Source organism: Micromonospora sp. NPDC049047, from assembly GCF_040649135.1.
In the GTDB taxonomy this organism is placed as follows: domain Bacteria; phylum Actinomycetota; class Actinomycetes; order Mycobacteriales; family Micromonosporaceae; genus Micromonospora.
Map to the genome: position 1 here is coordinate 183387 of NZ_JBEZEY010000007.1, position 18093 is coordinate 201479.

Here is an 18093-nt window from a genome sequence, read left to right on the forward strand (position 1 = left end):
GAGCAGGTGGTCGCCCGCGCAGCGCGGGCGACCGACCTGGCCGACCTGGACGCAGCGGTGAGCGACTGTTTCGCCTGCCCCCGGCTGGTCCGGTGGCGGGAAGAGGTCGCTCGCACCCGCCGGGCGGCCTTCCGTGACCAGGAATACTGGGGCCGCCCGGTGCCGGGCTTCGGCACCGGCGACGCGCGGATCGCCATCCTCGGGTTGGCCCCCGCCGCGCACGGCGGCAACCGCACCGGCCGGATCTTCACCGGTGACCGGTCCGGTGACGTGCTGTTCGCCGCGCTGCACCGGGCCGGGCTGGCCAACCAGCCGACAAGCGTCGCCGCCGACGACGGGCTCACCCTGCGGGACCTGCGGATCTTCTCGGCTGTCCGGTGTGCGCCGCCGGACAACAAGCCGACCCCGTCGGAGCGGGACAATTGCGCGCCCTGGCTGCACCGCGAGGTCACGCTGATCCAGCCCACGCTGCGTGTCGTCGTCGCGCTCGGTGCGTTCGCCTGGGCCGCGTGGTGGCCGGTGCTTCGCCAGGTGTACGGGCAGCGCCCGCCCAGCCCGCGACCGGCGTTCGGTCATGGGGCACACTGGTCCGGCACAGCCGCTCCGGACGTGCTGGGCTGCTATCACGTCAGCCAGCAGAACACCTTCACCGGGCGGCTGACACCAGAGATGCTGGACGATGTCTTCGACCAGGCTAAGCAGCTGGCCGGGGTGGACTGAGACGCGCGTGGGGTGGTGGCGATGACAGACGGAACACGCCCCGCCACCCCGGTGCGGGCCGCCGAGCCTGGGGTGGTGCGCCCGGCGCTCGGTCTGCTGCGCCGGTGGTGGCCGGTCGTCACGGTCGCCGCGCTGCTCGCCGGTGCCGCGCTGGCGTCCGCGCACTCGTCGATCGGGGCCAGCCGCATCCCGCCGGCCGCGGAGAACGTCCCGTGGGTGCCCGAGTACCCGACCGCCGAGCCGTCGCCGTCCATTCCGGTCGAGCCGCGTACCGCCGGTGAGGCCACTCAGGCGCACATCCCGCAGTGGGTCGCCACAGTGGCACTGGTGCTGCTGGGGCTGGCCATCCTCGCCGCCCTCGGTTACCTGTCCTGGATTCTGATCCGGGGCGCACTGCGCCGCGGCACCCGGGCCCTGCCGGCGCAGCGGGCCCGACGTACCGCCGAGGGCACCGCCCGTGAGGTGGTGGCTGCCCTCGACGCCGGCCTGGTGGAGCTCGACGACCGGGACACCGATCCCCGGGTGGCGGTGATCGCGTGCTGGGTGCGCCTGGAGGAGGCCGCCGCCGCGGCCGGCGTGCCACGGCTCGCCGGGGACACCCCCACCGACCTGGTCAGCCGGCTGCTGCAGGGTGACCCGGCGGCCGGCGTCCCGGCCATCGTCAGCGCCGACGTGCTCGCCGAGTTCGCACACGTCTACCGGGAGGCCCGCTACGCCACCCGCCCGGTCGACGAACGCACCCGCGACCAGGCCCGCGCCGCGCTTCGTCGGCTGCGCGGAGAGCTCACGGCGGTGACGGCATGAGCAGCACAAGCATCGACGACCTGCTCACGTTCGAGGAGGAGCCGGCGCCGAGAGGGCCGGAGCCGCCCCGCTCCCGGATCGGCCCGGTGGTGCGCGCCCTCGCGTGGGCCGCCGCTGTCGTCGCGGTGTTGCTCGTCGGCCTCCGCGCGGTTGGCCTCCAGGTCTCGCTGCCCGTCCTCATCGCCGGGGTGCTCGCCGTGCTGGCGGTCCGCCGGGTCAGCGCCCTGCTCGCGCCGCCGCCGTTGCCGGTGGCTGGCCGGAGCGGGACGGGTGAGGAGGACGGCAGCTACAACTGGGGTGCCCGGGACGCGGTGCGCGCCGCGATCAATCGCTGGGAATGGCCGCTGGACTGGTCCACGAGCCGACCCGAACGTTTCACCGGGGTGGTCCTGCCCCGCATCGCTGAACTGGCCGACGAACGGATGCGCCTGAAGCACGGCGTCACCCGCGAGTCGGACCCGGCCCGCGCCCGTGTCCTGCTGGGTGACCTGCTGTGGACGTTCCTGGAGACCCCGCCTCGCCGCACCCCGTCGCCACGCGACCTCGCGGTGATCGTCGCCGAACTGGAGAAGATCTGATGAACGACGTGGACCGGAGCATTGCCCCCGCCGAGGTAGGCCACCTGGCTCGGGCGGTGCTGGACGCGGTCGGCACCGTCGTGGTCGGCAAGCGGGACGCGTTGGAGTTGGTCCTCGCCGGCATCCTGGCGGGCGGTCACGTGCTGCTCGAAGATCTGCCGGGGCTGGGCAAGACGCTCACCGCACGTTCGTTCGCCCAGGCGCTGGGCCTGGACTTCCGCCGGTTGCAGTTCACTCCCGACCTGCTCCCCGCCGACGTCACCGGTTCGTTCCTCTACGACCAGCGCAACGGCGACTTCACCTTCCGGGCCGGGCCGGTCTTCACCAACCTGCTGCTCGCCGACGAGATCAACCGGACGCCACCGAAGACGCAGTCCGCGCTGCTGGAGGCGATGCAGGAGAAGCAGGTCTCGGTGGAGGGGGTGACCTACAAGCTGGACGAGCCGTTCCACGTGCTGGCCACCGCCAACCCGATCGAGTACGAGGGCACGTACCCGCTGCCCGAAGCCCAGCTGGACCGGTTCCTGCTGCGGGTCTCCTTCGGCTATCCGCAGCACGAGGAGGAGTGGGAGGTGCTCCGCCGCCGGATGAGCCGCCGCCGTGAGGAGGCCGACATCAAGGCGGTGGTCGACGCCGCCACCCTGCGGGCCATGCAGGCCGCCCTGGAAGACGTGGTGGTGGAGGACTCCATCGGCCGCTACATCGTCGCCCTCACCGCGGCCACCCGGGAGCACCCGTCGGTGCTTGTCGGCGCCTCCCCGCGTGGATCGTTGGCGCTGCTGCTGCTGGCCCGGGTCCGCGCGGTGTTCGGCGGCCGGGACTACGTGGTGCCGGAGGACGTCAAGGAGGTGGCGGCGCCCGCCCTGGCCCACCGGATCACCCTGCGCCCGGAGATGTGGTTGCGCCGGGTAGACCCGGCGTTCGTGGTCGGCGAGGTGCTGGAGTCAACCCCCGCTCCGGCGAGCGGCGCGCTGCCCAGCTACGCCGCTGGCGGGCCTCGGCTCTGATGACCGTACCGACAGTGCCGACGGCCACCGAGCCGGAACCGGCTGCCGGCTGGGCGCCCACCCGTGCGCTCGGCCGGGCGGTGCTGCTCGCCGGTCTGCTGCTGGTGGCGGGGGTGCTGCTGGGGCGGGTCGACCTGATCGTGCTGGCCGCCCCGTTCGCGCTGGGCACCGCGTACGCGCTGCGTCGGCGGCCCACGGCGCTGCCGCAGGTGTGGATCACCCAGGGTGCGGACGGGCCGCTTGTCGAGGGCGGCGACGTGACGGCGTTGGTGAGCGTCGGCAATCCGGACACTGTCGACTACGACCTGGTGGTGGTGCGTTCCCGGGTGTCGCCGTGGCTGCGCATCGACCGGGCCGGCTTCGCCCAGGACGGCGTCGCCGACGACGTGCCACCGGCCGCCACCACGGCGGCCGCCGGTGGGGCCCCGGCCGGCAGGGGCCGTTCCCTCGCCGACCGACCGTTCGTGACGACGGTGCCCACCGCGACGGTGGCGGATCTGGAACTCGCCGGCCAGGCCACGCGCTGGGGCCGGCATCCGGTGGGACCGGCCGGTGCCCGGGTCGCCACGGCCGGCGGCCTGCTGGTCTCCCGGGCGGTGCTGACCGAGCCGGTCCGGGTGCGGGTGTACCCGCGTACCGAGCCGTTCGAGGCCGTCGAGGCCATGCCCCGCGCCGCCGGGCTGGTCGGGGCGCACCACTCCCGCCGACCCGGCGAGGGTGGCGAGCTGGCCGGGGTACGGATCTTCGCGCCGGGGGACCGGCTGCGCCGCATCGACTGGCGGGTGTCGTTGCGCGCCCGGCAGTTGCACGTGGCAGCCACGCTCTCCGACCGCGACGCGGAGGTGGTGGTGCTGCTCGACGTGCTCGCCGAGGCCGGCCGCTCCGGCGGGGTGAGTGGCGCCGCCTCGGTGCTCGACACCACGGTCCGGGCCACCGCCGCGATCGCCGAGCACTACCTGCACCGTGGCGACCGGGTCTCGCTGTTGGAGTACGGGCCGGCAGCTCGCCGGTTGCGTCCGGCGGCCGGGCGTCGGCAGTACCTGACAGTGCTGGAGTGGCTGCTCGACGTGCAGGTCCAACCCTCCTCGCACGAGCCGTACGACCAGGTCTTCGGCCCGCAACTGCTCTCCTCGGACGCGCTTGTGGTGGTGTTGACCCCGCTGCTTGACGAACGGTCGGCGCAGATGCTCGCCCGGCTGGCCCGCGCCGGACGGTTCGTGGTGGCAGTCGACACCCTGCCGACCGACCTGGCGTCGCCGAAGAACCAGGGCTGGGCCGAGGTGGCGTACCGGCTGTGGCGCCTGGACCGGGACGTCATGATCGGGCAGCTCCGGGAGCACGGCGTACCTGTGGTGCGCTGGGCCGGCGCCGGCAGTCTGGATCAGGTGCTGCGGGACGTGGCCCGGTTGGCGACGGCTCCGAGGGTTGGTGGCAGATGATCGAGGCGGTAACCGGGCGGGTGCGGGCCGCCCAGAACGCGGTGGCCCGCATCAGCCTCGCCCCGCTGCTGGTCCGGGCCGGGATCTTCGTCATCGTGTTTGCCGGTTTCGCCCTGGCCTTCCCCGCCGAGGCGCTTTCCGGCCGGCCGCTCCTCTTCCTGGCGTTCGCCGCGCTGTTGCCCGCATTCGGTCCGCGCCGGCTCTGGGCGGTCTTCACGGCGTTGGTCACGGTTGGCGGTTGGCTGCTCGCCACCGACGGGTACGGCCGCCCGGTCGCCCTCTGGCGGCTGCTCGCCGTCGCCGCCCTGCTCTACCTGGCGCACACCCTCTGCGCGCTTGCCGCCCTGCTGCCCTACGACGCGGTGGTGGACCCGGCGCTGGTCAGCCGGTGGTTGCTGCGGGCGGGCGGCGTCCTGCTGGGCACCGCGGTGCTCGCTGTGCTGTTGTTGCAGGCCGCGGGGATGGGTGGGGAGGCCGGATACCAGTGGGTGACGGTGCTGGGGCTGGTGCTGGCCGTGGCGACGGCGGCGTTGCTGGGCTGGCTGTTGCGACGGCGGTGACCGCTGCGACCTGAGGGTTACGCAGGTCACATGGGTTGTGCTCCGTCACAGATGGGGGCCGCGAGCGGCATTACCTGAGCCGGCCGGGGAAAGATAGACAACGTGAATCCGAAGCGGATCCTTGTGGTGGGTGCCGGGCACGTCGGTCTGTACGCGGCGCTGCGCCTGTCGAAGAAGCTCAGCTCCCGTGAGGCTGAGGTCATGGTGGTGGACCCCCAGCCGCACATGACCTATCAGCCGTTCCTGCCCGAGGCGGCGGCGGGCAACATCTCCCCACGGCACTCCGTGGTGCCGCTGCGGCGGGAGTTGCGGCGGTGCAAGATGGTGGCCGGCACTGTCACGCGGATCGAGCACGACCGCAAGGTGGCCACCGTCCAGCCGATCAGCGGCCCGGCCCGGGAGATCACGTACGACCACGTGGTCGTGGCCCCGGGGTCGGTGTCCCGCACCCTGCCGATCCCCGGCCTGCACGAGCAGGGCATCGGGTTCAAGACCATCGGCGAGGCGATCTACCTGCGCAACCACGTCCTGGACCGGCTCGACGTCGCGGCCGCCACGGCGGATGCGGACGTTCGCCGTTCGGCGCTCACCTTCACCTTCGTCGGTGGTGGGTACGCCGGCATCGAGGCGCTCGCCGAGATGGAGGACATGGCTCGCGACGCCCTGCGCTACTACCCGGAGCTGAACCAGGACGAGGTGCGCTGGGTGCTCGTCGAGGCGACCCAGCGGGTGCTGCCCGAGGTCGACCGGGACATGGGCGCCTACACGGTGCAGCAGCTGATGAAGCGCAACATGGACATCCGGCTGGACACCCGGCTCGAGTCCTGCGTCGACGGGGTGGTCAAGCTCTCCGACGGGGACAGCTTCCGGTCCGACACCATCGTGTGGACGGCCGGCGTGAAGCCGTCGCCGATGCTCGACGCGACCGACTTCCCGCGCGACGACCGTCGGCGGATCACCTGCCTGCCAACTCTCCAGGTGGTCGACGGCGACCAGGTGGTCGAGGGCGCGTGGAGCGCCGGTGACTGCGCCGCGGTGCCGGACCTCACCAAGGAGCCGGGCAACTTCTGCTCGCCGAGCGCGCAGCACGCGGTGCGCCAGGCCGCCCGGATGGCCGACAACATCGTGGCCGTGGTCCGGGGCCGTGAGCCGGTCAACTACAAGCACAAGCACGTCGGTAGCGTCGCGAGCCTCGGTCTGCACAAGGGCGTCGCCCAGGTGTACGGGATCAAGATGACCGGCTGGCCGGCGTGGGTCATGCACCGGACGTACCACATGAGCCGGATCCCGTCGTTCAACCGCAAGGTCCGCGTGGTGGTGGACTGGACGCTGGCGTTCGTCCTCAAGCGTGAGGTGGTAGCCCTCGGGCAGCTGCACGACCCGCGCGAGGAGTTCTCCGAGGCATCCCAGCCGGTCGGCGCCCCGCGCGTCTGACCCAGCTGTAGCGAAGGGCCCCTTCCGATCTGGAAGGGGTCCTTCCGTACGCCTGGACAGACCGTCAGACCCGCCAGGTCCAGGCGTCGGCGATCCGGGTGGCCGGGCCGTAGAGCTGTTCCAGGGTCGCCCGCAGACTCTCCGCGTGTGGGGCGTCGTCGGCCAGCGCCACGCAGGAGGCGCCCCAGAAGTCCGCGTCCCGGGCGGCCTGCCGGCGCTGCTCGTCACCGATGGCCGGTTGGTCACCGCGCCGGGCGACGTCCGCCAGCAGCGCGGACGTGGGCTGCTTGAAGGTGCCCATCGCCGCGGTGCCGCCCCGCCCGTACGGGCCGATGAAGAACCCTTCGGGCAGGCTGAAGGCGGCGTCGGCGGCGGTGGCCCAGCGCATCGGCCCGGGTTCCTTGGGCGTGGGCAGCGGCACCGGAACCAACACTCCACCGGGTGGTACGCACTGCCGCCAGTGGCCGCCGGTGACGAACTCCGGCACTGCGGGTCGGTCGGCGGTCGGCAGCGGAGTGGGGAAGATCGGCAGCAGCGCCGCGCCGACGGCCAGTGGCACCAGCCGCCGGGCTCGACCGGTGCTGCGCAGAGCCCGGTCGACGGCGAGCACGAGCAGCGTCGCGACGATCGGCAGCAACGCCAGCGCGAACCGCATCGGCAACGCGCCGTCCACCACCGGTAGCCCGCCGACAAGCGCGTACGGGCCGGGGAGCGCGGTCTTGGTGCCACCGAGCACCACCTCGGGGCCGAGCGAGAGCGCACCCATCACGAGGCCGGCCACGACGCAGGCGAAGACGAGTCGGCGTCGCCCGGCCCAGATCGCGCAGGCCACCGTGACAAGCAGGAGGGGCCAGCCGAGGAAGGTGTTGTACTCGGCCGGACCGGTGGTCAGCCGGGCCGCCTCGTCGCTACCGGCCACCGACAGCGGGGACACCGCCCACCAGCTGCTCAGGTCGGCGGAGAAGTAGGCAGGGGTGAACATGCCGTCGGCGACCCCCTGCGGCCCGGCGAACTGGAACCACAGCGGATAGCCGAGCACCAGCAGGGCGAGCCCGGCGGCGATGGCCAGCCCACCGGCGAAGCCGGGCAGTGCCCGCCGGGCCAGGTCCCGGTCCGCCACGGCGTAGCCGATCGCCATCACCAGCAGGGTGAGGGCGGCCAGGAAGAGCACCTCCTCGCCGATGAAGACCTGCGTGCTCACCGCGCCGGCCAGCCCGACCGCCGAGGTGACCATCCGGCGGCGATCCGGGCTCTCGGGTCGGACCGGCCCGCTCTGGTCGGGTGTCACCGGCCCGGGGTCGGCCGCCCGCAGCAGCCGGACCACCAGCCAGACGATCACCGGCACCAGCCACTGGGCGGTCATGTGCAGGTGGCTGTTTGTCTGCGAGACCATGCCGGGGCCGAAGCCGCACAGGCCCGCGCCGAGCGCGGCAGCCAGCCGGCGGGCACGCAGCATCCGGTGCAACAGCAGGTACCAGGCGACGGCGGTGCCGGCGAGGTTGGCGGCGGCGAGCAGCGCGAAGCTGACCGGTGCGCCAAGCAGCAGGGTGACCGGCGCGACGACGACACCGAGCGCGATCACCGTGGTGTTGGCCATCAGGTTGACGCCGTCGGGCGCGTTGAGCCGGTCGGTGAGCAGGTCGAAGTCCCCGAGCAGCGCACGGGCGTCGACCGCCAGGAACCATTCGTAGAGGGTCTGGTCTTCTGGGTTGAGCGCCAGGGTGCGGCCGGCCGGATCGGGCCACAGCCCGTGGGTGAGCCAGCCGGCCAGCGCCACCCAGGCCAGACCGACGAGCAGATCCGCCCGGTGTCGGTGCACGGCGGCCAGCAGCCGGGCGGCCCGCGGCCGGCGGTCGACCCGTCGGGCGAGGCGCAGGGCCTGCTCAGGGGCGGCGTCGGGGGCCGTCGGGGCTGCGCTGCTCACGGCACCGACCCTAATGTGGCATGCCCTGCTGGGTACGTCGGGTCGCCGCTAACCGGTTACGGTGACACTGCACCGCGCGTGTCGACGCGCCGGTGCCACCCGCCCGGGTGGTGGAACGGCAGACACGGCCGCCTTAAAAGCGGCTGCCGCAAGGCGTGCGGGTTCGACCCCCGCCCCGGGCACCTTCCAGCTCGACACATTCTCATTCGTGATCACCCGGGCTTGGCCGCGCCGTCTACTCTTGGAGGGCACGTTCACGTGCAAACGACCCCCTGAGGGAGGCCAGACAGTGAAGACCTCGAACCCGGTGCTCGCCCGGCTCGGCCAGGCGGCCGAGCGGGAGCGCTCCGCCGGGTACGCCCCGGCCGGGCCGTACGGACAGCCCGGCATTCCCCAGCAGTACCCGTCCCAGGCCGGTTACCCGGCCGCGCCGCCCACCGTGGCGCCGATGACAGTTGACGACGTCGTCGTCAAGACCGTCGCTCTGCTCGGCATCCTCGGCATCACCGCCGCGGCAGCCTGGGTGCTCGTGCCCGACGCGCTCGTCGGCACCGCCTGGATCGGCGCGGCGGTGGTCGGCCTGGTCCTCGGCATGATCATCTCGTTCTCCCGGATGGCCAACCCGGCGCTCGTCATCGCGTACGCGGTCGTCGAGGGTGTCTTCGTCGGCATGGTCAGCAAGGCCTTCGAGACGGCGTACGACGGCATCGTGCTCCAGGCCGCAGCGGCCAGCTTCGGCATCTTCTTCCTGATGGCGATGCTCTACCGGGCGAAGGTCATCCGGGCCACCCCGGCGTTCGTCAAGGGCATGATCGCGGTGATGACCGGCCTCTTCGCGGTCATGTTGATCAACCTGGTGCTGGCGCTGTTCGGCGTCAACACCGGCCTGCGTGACGGCAGCCCGCTGGCCATCGGCTTCAGCCTGGTCTGCATCGTGGTCGCCTCGCTGAGCTTCGTGCTCAGCTTCAAGGAGATCGAGGACGGCGTCCGGATGGGCCTGCCGCAGCGCTACTCCTGGGTGGCCGCGTTCGGCATCCTGGTCAGCCTGGTCTGGCTCTACATCGAGATCCTGCGCCTGCTGAGCTACTTCCAGGGCGACGACTGACCTCGTCCGCACTGCCGACCGGCGCCCGCTCCCGCTTCGGCGGGGGCGGGCGCCGTCGTCAACGCCGTTTCCCCGCCGCCGCCGGTCCGCCCGGGGCAGAGTGACTGCAAGGGCACACACCCCTGGGGTACGCGGGCGGAGGAGGCAGCGGTGCGCAGCGACAACCCGGTGCTCAACCGGCTGGACGAGACCGGCCGGGTGGAGGCCCGGGTGCTCGGTGCCCGCGACGTCGAGCCGATGACTGTCGACGACGTGGTGATCCGTACCGTCGGGTTGTTGCTGGTCACCGGGGTGGCGGCGACGGTGTCGTGGCTGGTGATCCCGGACGCGGTCTGGCTCGGCGCCGCGCTGGCCGGCAGCGCGCTCGCCTCGATCGCGCTGGTGCTGGTCATCTCGTTGCGGGGCATCACCAACCCGGTGCCGATCGTCGGGTACGCAGTACTTCAGGGCCTGCTGCTCGGGGTGGCGAGTCGCACCTTCGAGCAGGTCTACCCGGGCATCGTGGTGCAGGCGGTGGCCGGCACGTTCGGCGTCTTCCTCGGCATGGCGGCGCTCTACCGGGCCCGGGTGATCCGGGCGACGCCCCGGCTGGCCCGCCTGGTGATCGGGACGTTGCTCGGGATCGCCGTGCTCAGCGTGGTCAACCTGGTGTCGTACCTGATCTCCGGCCGGCCGGGCCTGGCCGTCTACAGCGTCAGTGGGCAGGTGGGCTGGCTGCCGTACGCCTTCTCGGTGGTGGCGATCATCGCCGGGGCGTTCAGTTTCATCCTGGACTTCGACCTCGTTGAACGGTCGGTGCGCGACGGTCGACCCCGCCGGTACGCGTGGCTGAGCGCGTTCGGCCTGCTCACCGGCCTGGTCTTCCTCTACTGGCAGCTACTGCGGCTGCTCAGCTACCTGCGCCGGTGACCGCCGCCCCCGCGACCGCACTGCCCCCGGCGACCCGCCCTCCGGCCGAGCGGCCCCCGGCGACCCGCCCTCCGGCCGACCGGCCCTACCCACGACGGCCTTTCTCCCGGCGGCCTGTCCTTCGGCCCGACCGGCGTGATCGACTCGGTTTTCTTCGATGCGGGGTGTCCTGGGCGCGGTGATACCCCGGTTTCCCGGAGGCCGAGTCGATCTCGGGCGCGGCGCCGGCCGGCCGTAGACTCGATGGCGATGAGCGCAGCGGAGTTGGATCAGGCAGTGCAGTTGCTGGTCCGTCAGGTCGGGCACTGGGAGCAGCCGCGCTGGGCGGCGGTCGCGGCCACCGGCAACGTGCCCCGCGCCGACCTGGTGCACCGGTTGGTGCAGGAAATCGCCAACCTGGCCGCCGACGCCGAGGGCGAACCGCGTCGGGCCGTACCCCGGCTCGACAACGACCTGGCGTTGCCCGATCAGTTGCGGGTGGTGACGGCCGACCTGCGGGCTACCGGCGCCAGCGACGAGGTGCTGGCGCGGGCCGCCGCCGAGGTGACGGCGACCCGCAGCGCGCTATGAGGTCCACCCCGCCAGCTGCGGGGCGGGCCGGCGTCAGCTCAGCTGAGCCGTTCGAGCACCATGGCCATGCCCTGGCCACCGCCCACACACATGGTCTCCAGACCGATGGTCTTGTCGTGCCACTCAAGGGCGTTGAGCAGGGTGCCGGTGATCCGGGCGCCGGTCATGCCGAACGGGTGACCGACGGCGATCGCGCCGCCCATCACGTTCAGCTTCTCCTCCGGGATGCCCAGCTCGCGGTAGGAGGGAATGACCTGGGCCGCGAACGCCTCGTTGATCTCGACGAGGTCGACGTCGTCGATTGTCATGCCGGCCCGGCGCAGCGCCTGCCGGGACGCCTCGACCGGCCCGAGGCCCATGATCTCCGGTGACAGGGCGGTCACGCCGGTGGAGACGATCCGGGCCAACGGGGTCAGCCCCAACTCCTCGGCCCGCTGGGCGCTCATCACCACCACGGCGGCGGCGCCGTCGTTGAGCGGGCAGCAGTTGCCCGCGGTGATCCGGCCGTCCGGACGGAACACCGGCTTCAGACCGGCGACCGCGTCCAGGGTGACGCCCGCCCGGGGGCCGTCGTCGGTGCTCACCACTGTGCCGTCCGGCGTGCTGACCGGGGTGATCTCCCGGGCCCAGAAGCCGTCGGCGATGGCCTTCTCGGCGAGGTTCTGGCTGCGTACGCCGAACTCGTCCATGTCGTCGCGGGTCACGTCGTACACCTGGGCCAGGTTCTCCGCGGTCTGCCCCATGGTCAGGTAGATGTCGGGCAGCTCGCCGCTGTCACGTGGGTCGGTCCAGACCTCGGCGCCGGCCTGCGCGCGGCGCTTCGAGCGCTCGCCGGCCGCTCCGAAGCGGGGATTTTCCCAACCGCCGCCGACGAGCGCCTGCGCCTCCGGGGGTAGCCCGTCCGAGCTGCCCCGGGCGTAACGGGAAACCATCTCCACACCGGCGGAGACGAACACGTCGCCCTCGCCGGCCCGGATCGCGTGCATCGCCATCCGGGTGGTCTGCAACGACGAGGCGCAGTAGCGGGTGAGCGTGGCACCGGGCACAGTGTCCAGACCGAGCAGGGTGGACACCACCCGGGCCATGTTGAAGCCCTGCTCGCCGCCGGGCAGGCCGCACCCGAGGTAGAGGTCGTCGATGGTGGTCGGATCGAGCGCGGGGATCTTGTCCAGAGCCGCCTGGACGATTGTCGCGGCGAGGTCGTCGGAGCGGACGTCGCGCAGGGACCCCTTGTGCGCCCGGCCGATGGGGGAGCGGGCGGTGGCGACGATGACGGCGTCGCGGGACGACTCAATCGGCATGAGCCAACGTTAACCCGTCAGTAACATGGCGCGGAAGGAGCCGGCGCGGCGGGAAATGTCACCCTGGCCGGAACGATCTAGCGCCGGGTCGCGACAGTTGCCGCGGCGACGATGGCGGGCAGCAGCGCGTGCGCCCACACCCGGTAGCCGTCGGCGGAGGGGTGGAAGCCGTCGTGGCAGAGCGTCCCCGCGTCGGCCCGGAAAACCGGCCCGGTCTCGGTGGCGAGATCGACCACCGAGCCACCCGCGTCAAGCACGGCGGCGGTCTGCGCGCGGGCCATCCGACGCCCGGACCAGCCGACCACCTGGCGCAGCGGCGGCGCGATGGCACGCACCGCGCCGAGGTCGGGGCAGGTGCCCACCACCACCTCGACCCGCGCCTCCCGCAGCCGGTGCACCGCGGCGGCGAGATAGGCCGCCGCGTCGGAGGGGCGGCGCAACCCGGTGGCGTCGTTCGCGCCGATCAGGATCAGCGCCACGTCGGGCCGTTCACCGAGTAGGGCTCGGGCGACCTGGGTGGCCAGGTCCGTCGAGCGGGAACCCGAGACGCCGACGCTTGACAGGTGGACGCGTCGGCCGGCCGGGCCCTCGGCGAGCAGGTTGGCCAACTGCCCGCCGATGGTGTCCTCCAGCCGGTCGACGCCCACGCCGAGCGCCGACGAGTCGCCGAGCAACACCAGCCGCAGCGGCGGAGCGCCCGCCCGGCCGACAGTGGCCCGCAGGGCCAGCCCCAGCTCCGGTTGGGCATAGCGCCGGTGCCGGGCGACGAACGCCTCACCCGCCAGGACGGCAGCGCCGCCCACGGTGCCGGCGAGCAGCGAGAACGCCGCCGCCCGACCCAGTCGGCCGGCGAGGCCGGCGGCTGCGCCCCGCTCGCTGCGCTCGTTCATGCCAGCTCCTCCACTGTCGAGGTGTCCGGGGCGGTCCCGTGCTGCGGCACCGCGCCGACGCCGAAGAAGGCCCTGCGGCGCAACTGCGCCCACCGGCCGGCCGGCCCCCGGTCGCGGCCCCGGACCTGGACGCCGCTGACCTCGGTGCCGGCGTGCCGGGCCGCCTCCTGTGCGGCCTCTGGCAGCGACCGTACGCCCTCTGCCCACGTCGGTGTGGCCCGTCGTTCCTGCCCTGCGCCGAGCGCGGACAGCACCGTCGGCAGGAGCGCGGCGGCGGCCATCGCGTACCCCACGGCGGAGGGATGGAACCGGTCCCACGCGAACATCCGGGTCGGCTCGGCCGCGAACCGGGGGCCGAGGAGATCACCGAGGGAGACCGTCCAACCGCCCGCCTCCACCACCGCGACCGTCTGGGCGGCGGCCAGCTGCCGGCTCCACCGGTGCGCCAGCCACCGCAGCGGGGGTTGGATCGGGCGGATCGCACCCAGGTCGGGGCAGGTGCCGACGACCACCTCGCAGCCGGCGTCCCGCAGCGTGTGCACCGCCTCGACGAGGTAACGCACCGCCAGCCCACGCGGGGTCCGGTTGGTGATGTCGTTGCCGCCGATGAGGATCACCGCGATGTCGGGTTGGCACTCCAGTGCCGCCTCCACCTGGTGACGGAGCGCCGCCGAGATGGCACCGACCACCGCGAAGCGGTGCAGCCGCACCGGCCGGTGCAGTCGGCGGGACAGGCCGGTGGCGAGCAGCGCGCCGGGCGTCTCCCGACGGCGGTGCACCCCGTAGCCTGCGGCCGACGAGTCACCGAGCACGACCATGGTGAGGGTTGGGCCGGGGAACTTCGCGCCGTAGACCCCGTCGCAGCGCGGTGGTGGTGCCTCGGCCATCGGGATGGTGCGTCGGGCCTGTCGGGCCTGGCCGAGCAGCACTCCGCCGGTCGCCACCGCGGCCGCCGCGGTGGCGAGCGTCCCGATCGCCGCCAGGCGGGCGAACCGCAGGGTCTGCCGCCAGCGTTCATCGGGTACGACGGAATCAGCCACCCCCATACCGCGACATTATCGCGCCGCCCCGACATGCCGCTGTCGTCGTGCTGCCACCCGGGGTGCCTGGAAACCGACGCGGCGGGGTATCGGTAGGGCAGAGGCCGGCCGACTTGCGCCGACCCGCCACGCTGATTCGGCGGAGAGGAGCGCGACGATGGGTAAGACACTGAAGCGCAGCGCGGCCTTCACGGCACTGGCGCGGGCACTGACGGCAGGGGCACGCGGCGGGCCGTCGCTGGGCACCCGGCTGGCCGCCCTACCCCGGATGATCCGGGCCACCACCAAGGGGGAGTACGACGGCGGCCTTCGGCTGGCCCTGATGACCGCGGCGACGGCGTACATCGTCTCCCCGATCGACCTGCTCCCGGAGATCCCGCTGGCGATCTTCGGGCTGGCCGACGACGCCGTCATGATCACGTGGTTGGCCGGCAGCGTGCTCGCCGAGACCGAGCGCTTCCTCAAGTGGGAGGCCGTCCGCAGCTCGGTCATCCCCGGGGGCCTGGTGCCCTGACGGCACGTACGCTGGGCGGCGAGGAAACGTCTGCCCGGCCGTCGTTGCCGGCGCCGCAACGAAGGGCACACCGTGCAGTTCTACGACAACGTCGTCGACATGATCGGCAACACCCCGCTGGTGCGTCTGCGTAACGTCACAGCGGGCATCCAGGCCACCGTGCTGGCCAAGGTGGAGTACGTCAACCCGGGCGGCTCGGTGAAGGACCGGATCGCGCTGCGGATGGTGGAGGACGCCGAGGCCGCCGGCCTGCTCAAGCCCGGCGGCACCATCGTCGAGCCGACCAGCGGCAACACAGGTGTCGGGCTGGCCCTGGTGGCCCAGCTCAAGGGCTACAAGTGCGTGTTCGTCTGCCCCGACAAGGTCAGCCAGGACAAGCAGGACGTGCTCCGGGCGTACGGCGCCGAGGTGGTGGTCTGCCCGACCGCTGTCGCCCCGGAGGATCCGCGCTCGTACTACAACGTGTCCGACCGGCTGACCCGCGAGATCCCCGGCGCCTGGAAGCCCAACCAGTACAGCAACCCGGCCAACCCGCGCTCGCACTACGAGACCACCGGCCCGGAGCTGTGGAAGCAGACCGAGGGCGGGCTCACCCACTTCGTGACCGGCGTGGGCACCGGCGGCACCATCTCCGGCATCGGGCGGTACCTGAAGGAGGCCTCCGAGGGTCGGGTGCGCATCGTCGGGGCCGACCCGGAGGGTTCGGTCTACTCCGGCGGCACCGGCCGGCCGTACCTGGTGGAGGGCGTCGGCGAGGACTTCTGGCCGGAGACGTACGACCGGGCCATCGCGGACGAGATCGTCGAGGTCTCCGACAAGGCGTCCTTCGAGATGACCCGGCGGTTGGCCCGCGAGGAAGGGCTGCTGGTCGGCGGCTCCTGCGGGATGGCGGTGGTCGCCGCGCTGGAGGTCGCCCGCCGGGCCGGCCCGGCCGACGTGGTGGTGGTGCTGCTTCCGGACGGCGGCCGGGGTTACCTTTCCAAGATCTTCAACGACTCGTGGATGGCCCGGTACGGCTTCCTCGACAACTCCGGCGCCGAGCCGACGGTGGCCGACGCCCTGGCCAGCAAGCCGGGTGGCCTGCCCGAGCTGGTGCACGTGCACCCGACCGAGACGGTCCGCGACGCGATCGACTACATGCGCGAGTACGGCGTCTCGCAGCTGCCGGTGCTCAAGGCGGAGCCGCCCGTGGTGACCGGCGAGGTGGCCGGCTCGATCGCCGAGCGGGACCTCCTCGACGCGCTCTTCACCGGCCAGGCGCACCTGCACGACACCATCGAGCGGCACATGGGCGACCCGCTGCCGATGATCGGCGGTGGTCAGCCGGTGAGCGAGGCCGTCGGCCTGCTGGAGAAGTCCGACGCCGCCCTGGTCCTGGTCGACGGCAAGCCCAAGGGCGTCCTAACCCGCCAGGACCTCCTAGCCCACCTAGGCGCCCACTAACCCCGCCGCCCCGCCCCAACCCCAACCCCAACCCCAACCCCAACCCCAACCCCAACCCCAACCTCGTCCACCCTCGCCCGGTCGATCATGGAGTTGTGGTGCCGCGCAGAAGCGGCATAAGCACCTGAATCGCCCACCACAACTCCATGATCGACGCCGGAGTTGGGGTGCGGGGCAGGGCAGGGGCCGGGGGCGGGGGCGGGGGCGGGGAGGCTGGGGGGTTACAGGGGGCGGGTGTAGCGGATTTGGGGGGTTAGGGCGGTGCCGATGTGCTCTTCGCGCTCCACGCCCGTCGACGTCCAGCCGCCGCGCTCGTAGAAGGCGCGGGCGTGGGCGTTCTCCCGGAGCACCCAGAGCACCGCGCGACGCCAATCCCGGGCGCGCATGGCGTCCAGGGCGTCCACCATCAGCGCCCGACCGATGCCCCGGCCCTGTTCGCGCGGGTCGAGATGAATGGCGTTGAGCAGCCCGGTGCCCGGGTCGTCCTCGTCGTCCGGACCCAGGTAACTGAACCCGACAACTGTCCCGGCCCGCTCGGCCACTGTCATCCGGTGGTTGTCCCGCTCCCAGCGCCACCGCTCGATCCAGTACCGCCCCATCGCCTCCGGTGTCGGGTCGGCCAGGGCTTCGACCGGGAGGAAGGCGGAGTATGCGGCGACCCGGGAGCGCTGGTGCAGGGCACCCACCGCCATCAGGTCGTCGCCGGTCGCGGAGCGAAGCGTGACGGTCACCCGGCCGAGGCTACCCGGCGGGGTGGGAGCTGCACCGTGGTCAGGTCCTCGGCAATGATCAGGTCGCCGTCGAAGTGCGCGCGAGCCTCGTCGTGGAACCGGCGCGGGTCGGCGTAGCGCTGGGAGAAATGGGTGAGCACGAGCCGGCGTACCCCGGACTCGGTGGCCACCCGGGCGGCCTGCGCCGCGGTCAGGTGGCCGACCTCGGCGGCGAGCGCGGCCTCCGACTCCAGGAAGGTCGACTCGATGACCAGCAGGTCGGCGTGCTCGGCGAGGGCGTACACCCCGTCGCAGAGGCCGGTGTCCATCACGAACGCGAACCGCTGCCCGTGCCGGGGCTCGCTCACCTCGTCGCGGGTGACGCGCCGCCCGTCGAGGTCCAGGTGCCCGACGCGGATCAGCTCGCCGACGGCCGGCCCGGCGATGCCGTACGCGGCAAGCTTCTCCGGCAGCATCCGGTGGCCGTCCGGTTCGACCAGGCGATAGCCGTACGTCTCGATGGGATGCCGCAGCCGGCGTGCCTCCAGGGTGCCGCAGCTCAGCGCGATCCGCTGCCCGTCCTCCTCGATCGGGGTGACCTGCAACTCGGCGGTCTCGTAAAAGGAGGTGGCATGCCGCAGTCGGGCGAAGTACTCGGCGCCGCCCGCCGGGAAGTGCACGGCGACCGGGTGCGGGACCCGGTCCAGGGAGAGCCGCTGGATGGTGCCGGGCAGGCCGAGGCAGTGGTCGCCGTGGAAGTGGGTGACACAGATGCGGGTCAGGTCGCTGGCCGTGACCGTGGTGTGCAGGAGTTGGCGCTGGCTGCCCTCACCCGGGTCGAAGAGGATCACCTCGTCGTCCCAGCGCAGCACGTACCCGTTGTGGTTGCGTTGACGGGTCGGCGCCTGGCTGGCCGTGCCCAGCACCACCAGTTCGCGCATGGACATCGCCGGTCCTCCGGATATGGAGCGACCCCCGGGGCGCTCCGCGCTGGTGCGCGGGCCGGCTGGACTTGGCCGGCACCCCGGGGGTCGGGTGGCTGTCGTGGATTCGCCGCACCGCTGCCACACGGTCTCGACGATGGTGCTGGTGCCCGCCTCGCGGCGGACCGATCACTGTCGAGGACAGCGGCTAGCTGACAGCCA

Annotated in this window: 17 protein-coding genes, 1 tRNA gene and 1 pseudogene; 13 read left to right on the forward strand and 6 right to left on the reverse strand. The window is 72.6% G+C overall.

Annotated features, from left to right (window positions below):
• Positions 1-6 precede the first annotated feature (6 nt).
• From AB0B86_RS14165 to AB0B86_RS14195, 7 genes are all read left to right on the forward strand, one after another.
• Positions 7-720 (forward strand): uracil-DNA glycosylase, encoded by a 714-nt coding sequence (locus tag AB0B86_RS14165; RefSeq protein ID WP_357403535.1) that lies wholly within the window; start codon positions 7-9, stop codon positions 718-720.
• Positions 721-741: 21 nt separating this feature from the next.
• Complete coding sequence (locus AB0B86_RS14170; protein WP_357403533.1) at positions 742-1524, forward strand: DUF4129 domain-containing protein; 783 nt, start codon at positions 742-744, stop codon at positions 1522-1524.
• Positions 1521-2102, forward strand: a complete 582-nt coding sequence (locus AB0B86_RS14175; protein ID WP_357403531.1) for a hypothetical protein — start codon at positions 1521-1523, stop codon at positions 2100-2102. Before AB0B86_RS14170 ends, AB0B86_RS14175 begins: the two co-directional genes overlap by 4 nt.
• Complete coding sequence (locus AB0B86_RS14180; protein WP_357403529.1) at positions 2102-3109, forward strand: MoxR family ATPase; 1008 nt, start codon at positions 2102-2104, stop codon at positions 3107-3109. Before AB0B86_RS14175 ends, AB0B86_RS14180 begins: the two co-directional genes overlap by 1 nt.
• Complete coding sequence (locus AB0B86_RS14185; RefSeq protein ID WP_357403527.1) at positions 3109-4548, forward strand: DUF58 domain-containing protein; 1440 nt, start codon at positions 3109-3111, stop codon at positions 4546-4548. The genes AB0B86_RS14180 and AB0B86_RS14185 overlap by 1 nt, the downstream gene beginning before the upstream one ends.
• Positions 4545-5108, forward strand: coding sequence for a hypothetical protein (locus AB0B86_RS14190; protein WP_357403525.1), 564 nt, complete (start codon positions 4545-4547; stop codon positions 5106-5108). The genes AB0B86_RS14185 and AB0B86_RS14190 overlap by 4 nt, the downstream gene beginning before the upstream one ends.
• Before the next feature lie 102 nt (positions 5109-5210).
• On the forward strand, positions 5211-6542 hold the full coding sequence (locus tag AB0B86_RS14195; protein ID WP_357403523.1) for an NAD(P)/FAD-dependent oxidoreductase: 1332 nt from the start codon (positions 5211-5213) through the stop codon (positions 6540-6542).
• Between the two features lie 64 nt (positions 6543-6606).
• On the opposite strand, the gene AB0B86_RS14200 is transcribed toward AB0B86_RS14195, so the two are convergent.
• Entirely contained in the window at positions 6607-8466 is a 1860-nt protein-coding gene (locus AB0B86_RS14200; protein ID WP_357418065.1) for a hypothetical protein, read from the reverse strand.
• Positions 8467-8567: 101 nt separating this feature from the next.
• Here AB0B86_RS14200 and AB0B86_RS14205 point away from each other — a divergent pair.
• The 4 genes from AB0B86_RS14205 to AB0B86_RS14220 all read left to right on the forward strand — a co-directional run bounded on the left by AB0B86_RS14205 (position 8568) and on the right by AB0B86_RS14220 (position 11050).
• A tRNA-Leu gene (locus tag AB0B86_RS14205) sits at positions 8568-8648 on the forward strand.
• A gap of 107 nt (positions 8649-8755) precedes the next feature.
• Positions 8756-9571 carry a Bax inhibitor-1/YccA family protein gene (locus AB0B86_RS14210; RefSeq protein ID WP_357403519.1) on the forward strand — a complete coding sequence of 272 codons (816 nt, stop codon included), beginning with the start codon at positions 8756-8758 and terminating at the stop codon, positions 9569-9571.
• Positions 9572-9721: 150 nt separating this feature from the next.
• The gene (locus AB0B86_RS14215) at positions 9722-10480 is read left to right on the forward strand and encodes a Bax inhibitor-1/YccA family protein (protein ID WP_357403517.1); all 759 of its coding nucleotides are present in this window, start codon (positions 9722-9724) and stop codon (positions 10478-10480) included.
• Between the two features lie 249 nt (positions 10481-10729).
• Complete coding sequence (locus tag AB0B86_RS14220) at positions 10730-11050, forward strand: hypothetical protein (protein ID WP_357403515.1); 321 nt, start codon at positions 10730-10732, stop codon at positions 11048-11050.
• 38 nt (positions 11051-11088) lie between these two features.
• Here the strand turns inward: AB0B86_RS14220 and AB0B86_RS14225 are convergent, their stop codons facing one another.
• The 3 genes and pseudogenes from AB0B86_RS14225 to AB0B86_RS14235 all read right to left on the reverse strand — a co-directional run.
• Positions 11089-12351 carry an acetyl-CoA C-acetyltransferase gene (locus AB0B86_RS14225; RefSeq protein ID WP_357403513.1) on the reverse strand — a complete coding sequence of 421 codons (1263 nt, stop codon included), beginning with the start codon at positions 12349-12351 and terminating at the stop codon, positions 11089-11091.
• Positions 12352-12428: 77 nt separating this feature from the next.
• Positions 12429-13193: an SGNH/GDSL hydrolase family protein gene (locus AB0B86_RS14230; protein WP_357418123.1), complete on the reverse strand. Its 765-nt coding sequence runs from the start codon at positions 13191-13193 to the stop codon at positions 12429-12431.
• Between the two features lie 15 nt (positions 13194-13208).
• Positions 13209-14287, reverse strand: a pseudogene (locus AB0B86_RS14235) (SGNH/GDSL hydrolase family protein); the annotation flags it as partial.
• A gap of 151 nt (positions 14288-14438) precedes the next feature.
• Here AB0B86_RS14235 and AB0B86_RS14240 point away from each other — a divergent pair.
• Entirely contained in the window at positions 14439-14795 is a 357-nt protein-coding gene (locus AB0B86_RS14240) for a YkvA family protein (RefSeq protein WP_357403510.1), read from the forward strand.
• Positions 14796-14867: 72 nt separating this feature from the next.
• Positions 14868-16238 (forward strand): cystathionine beta-synthase, encoded by a 1371-nt coding sequence (locus AB0B86_RS14245; RefSeq protein WP_357418067.1) that lies wholly within the window; start codon positions 14868-14870, stop codon positions 16236-16238.
• Between the two features lie 221 nt (positions 16239-16459).
• Here the strand turns inward: AB0B86_RS14245 and AB0B86_RS14250 are convergent, their stop codons facing one another.
• Entirely contained in the window at positions 16460-16969 is a 510-nt protein-coding gene (locus tag AB0B86_RS14250; protein ID WP_357403506.1) for a GNAT family N-acetyltransferase, read from the reverse strand.
• Positions 16966-17895, reverse strand: a complete 930-nt coding sequence (locus AB0B86_RS14255) for a ribonuclease Z (RefSeq protein WP_357403504.1) — start codon at positions 17893-17895, stop codon at positions 16966-16968. Before AB0B86_RS14255 ends, AB0B86_RS14250 begins: the two co-directional genes overlap by 4 nt.
• Positions 17896-18093 lie beyond the last annotated feature (198 nt).

Coding starts and splice junctions, on each gene's coding strand:
- AB0B86_RS14225 (WP_357403513.1), bottom strand. CDS start 12,351: ATGCCGATTGAGTCGTCCCGCGACGCCGTCATCGTCGCCACCGCCCGC.
- AB0B86_RS14175 (WP_357403531.1), top strand. CDS start 1,521: ATGAGCAGCACAAGCATCGACGACCTGCTCACGTTCGAGGAGGAGCCG.
- AB0B86_RS14220 (WP_357403515.1), top strand. CDS start 10,730: ATGAGCGCAGCGGAGTTGGATCAGGCAGTGCAGTTGCTGGTCCGTCAG.
- AB0B86_RS14255 (WP_357403504.1), bottom strand. CDS start 17,895: ATGTCCATGCGCGAACTGGTGGTGCTGGGCACGGCCAGCCAGGCGCCG.
- AB0B86_RS14185 (WP_357403527.1), top strand. CDS start 3,109: ATGACCGTACCGACAGTGCCGACGGCCACCGAGCCGGAACCGGCTGCC.
- AB0B86_RS14190 (WP_357403525.1), top strand. CDS start 4,545: ATGATCGAGGCGGTAACCGGGCGGGTGCGGGCCGCCCAGAACGCGGTG.
- AB0B86_RS14170 (WP_357403533.1), top strand. CDS start 742: ATGACAGACGGAACACGCCCCGCCACCCCGGTGCGGGCCGCCGAGCCT.
- AB0B86_RS14180 (WP_357403529.1), top strand. CDS start 2,102: ATGAACGACGTGGACCGGAGCATTGCCCCCGCCGAGGTAGGCCACCTG.
- AB0B86_RS14240 (WP_357403510.1), top strand. CDS start 14,439: ATGGGTAAGACACTGAAGCGCAGCGCGGCCTTCACGGCACTGGCGCGG.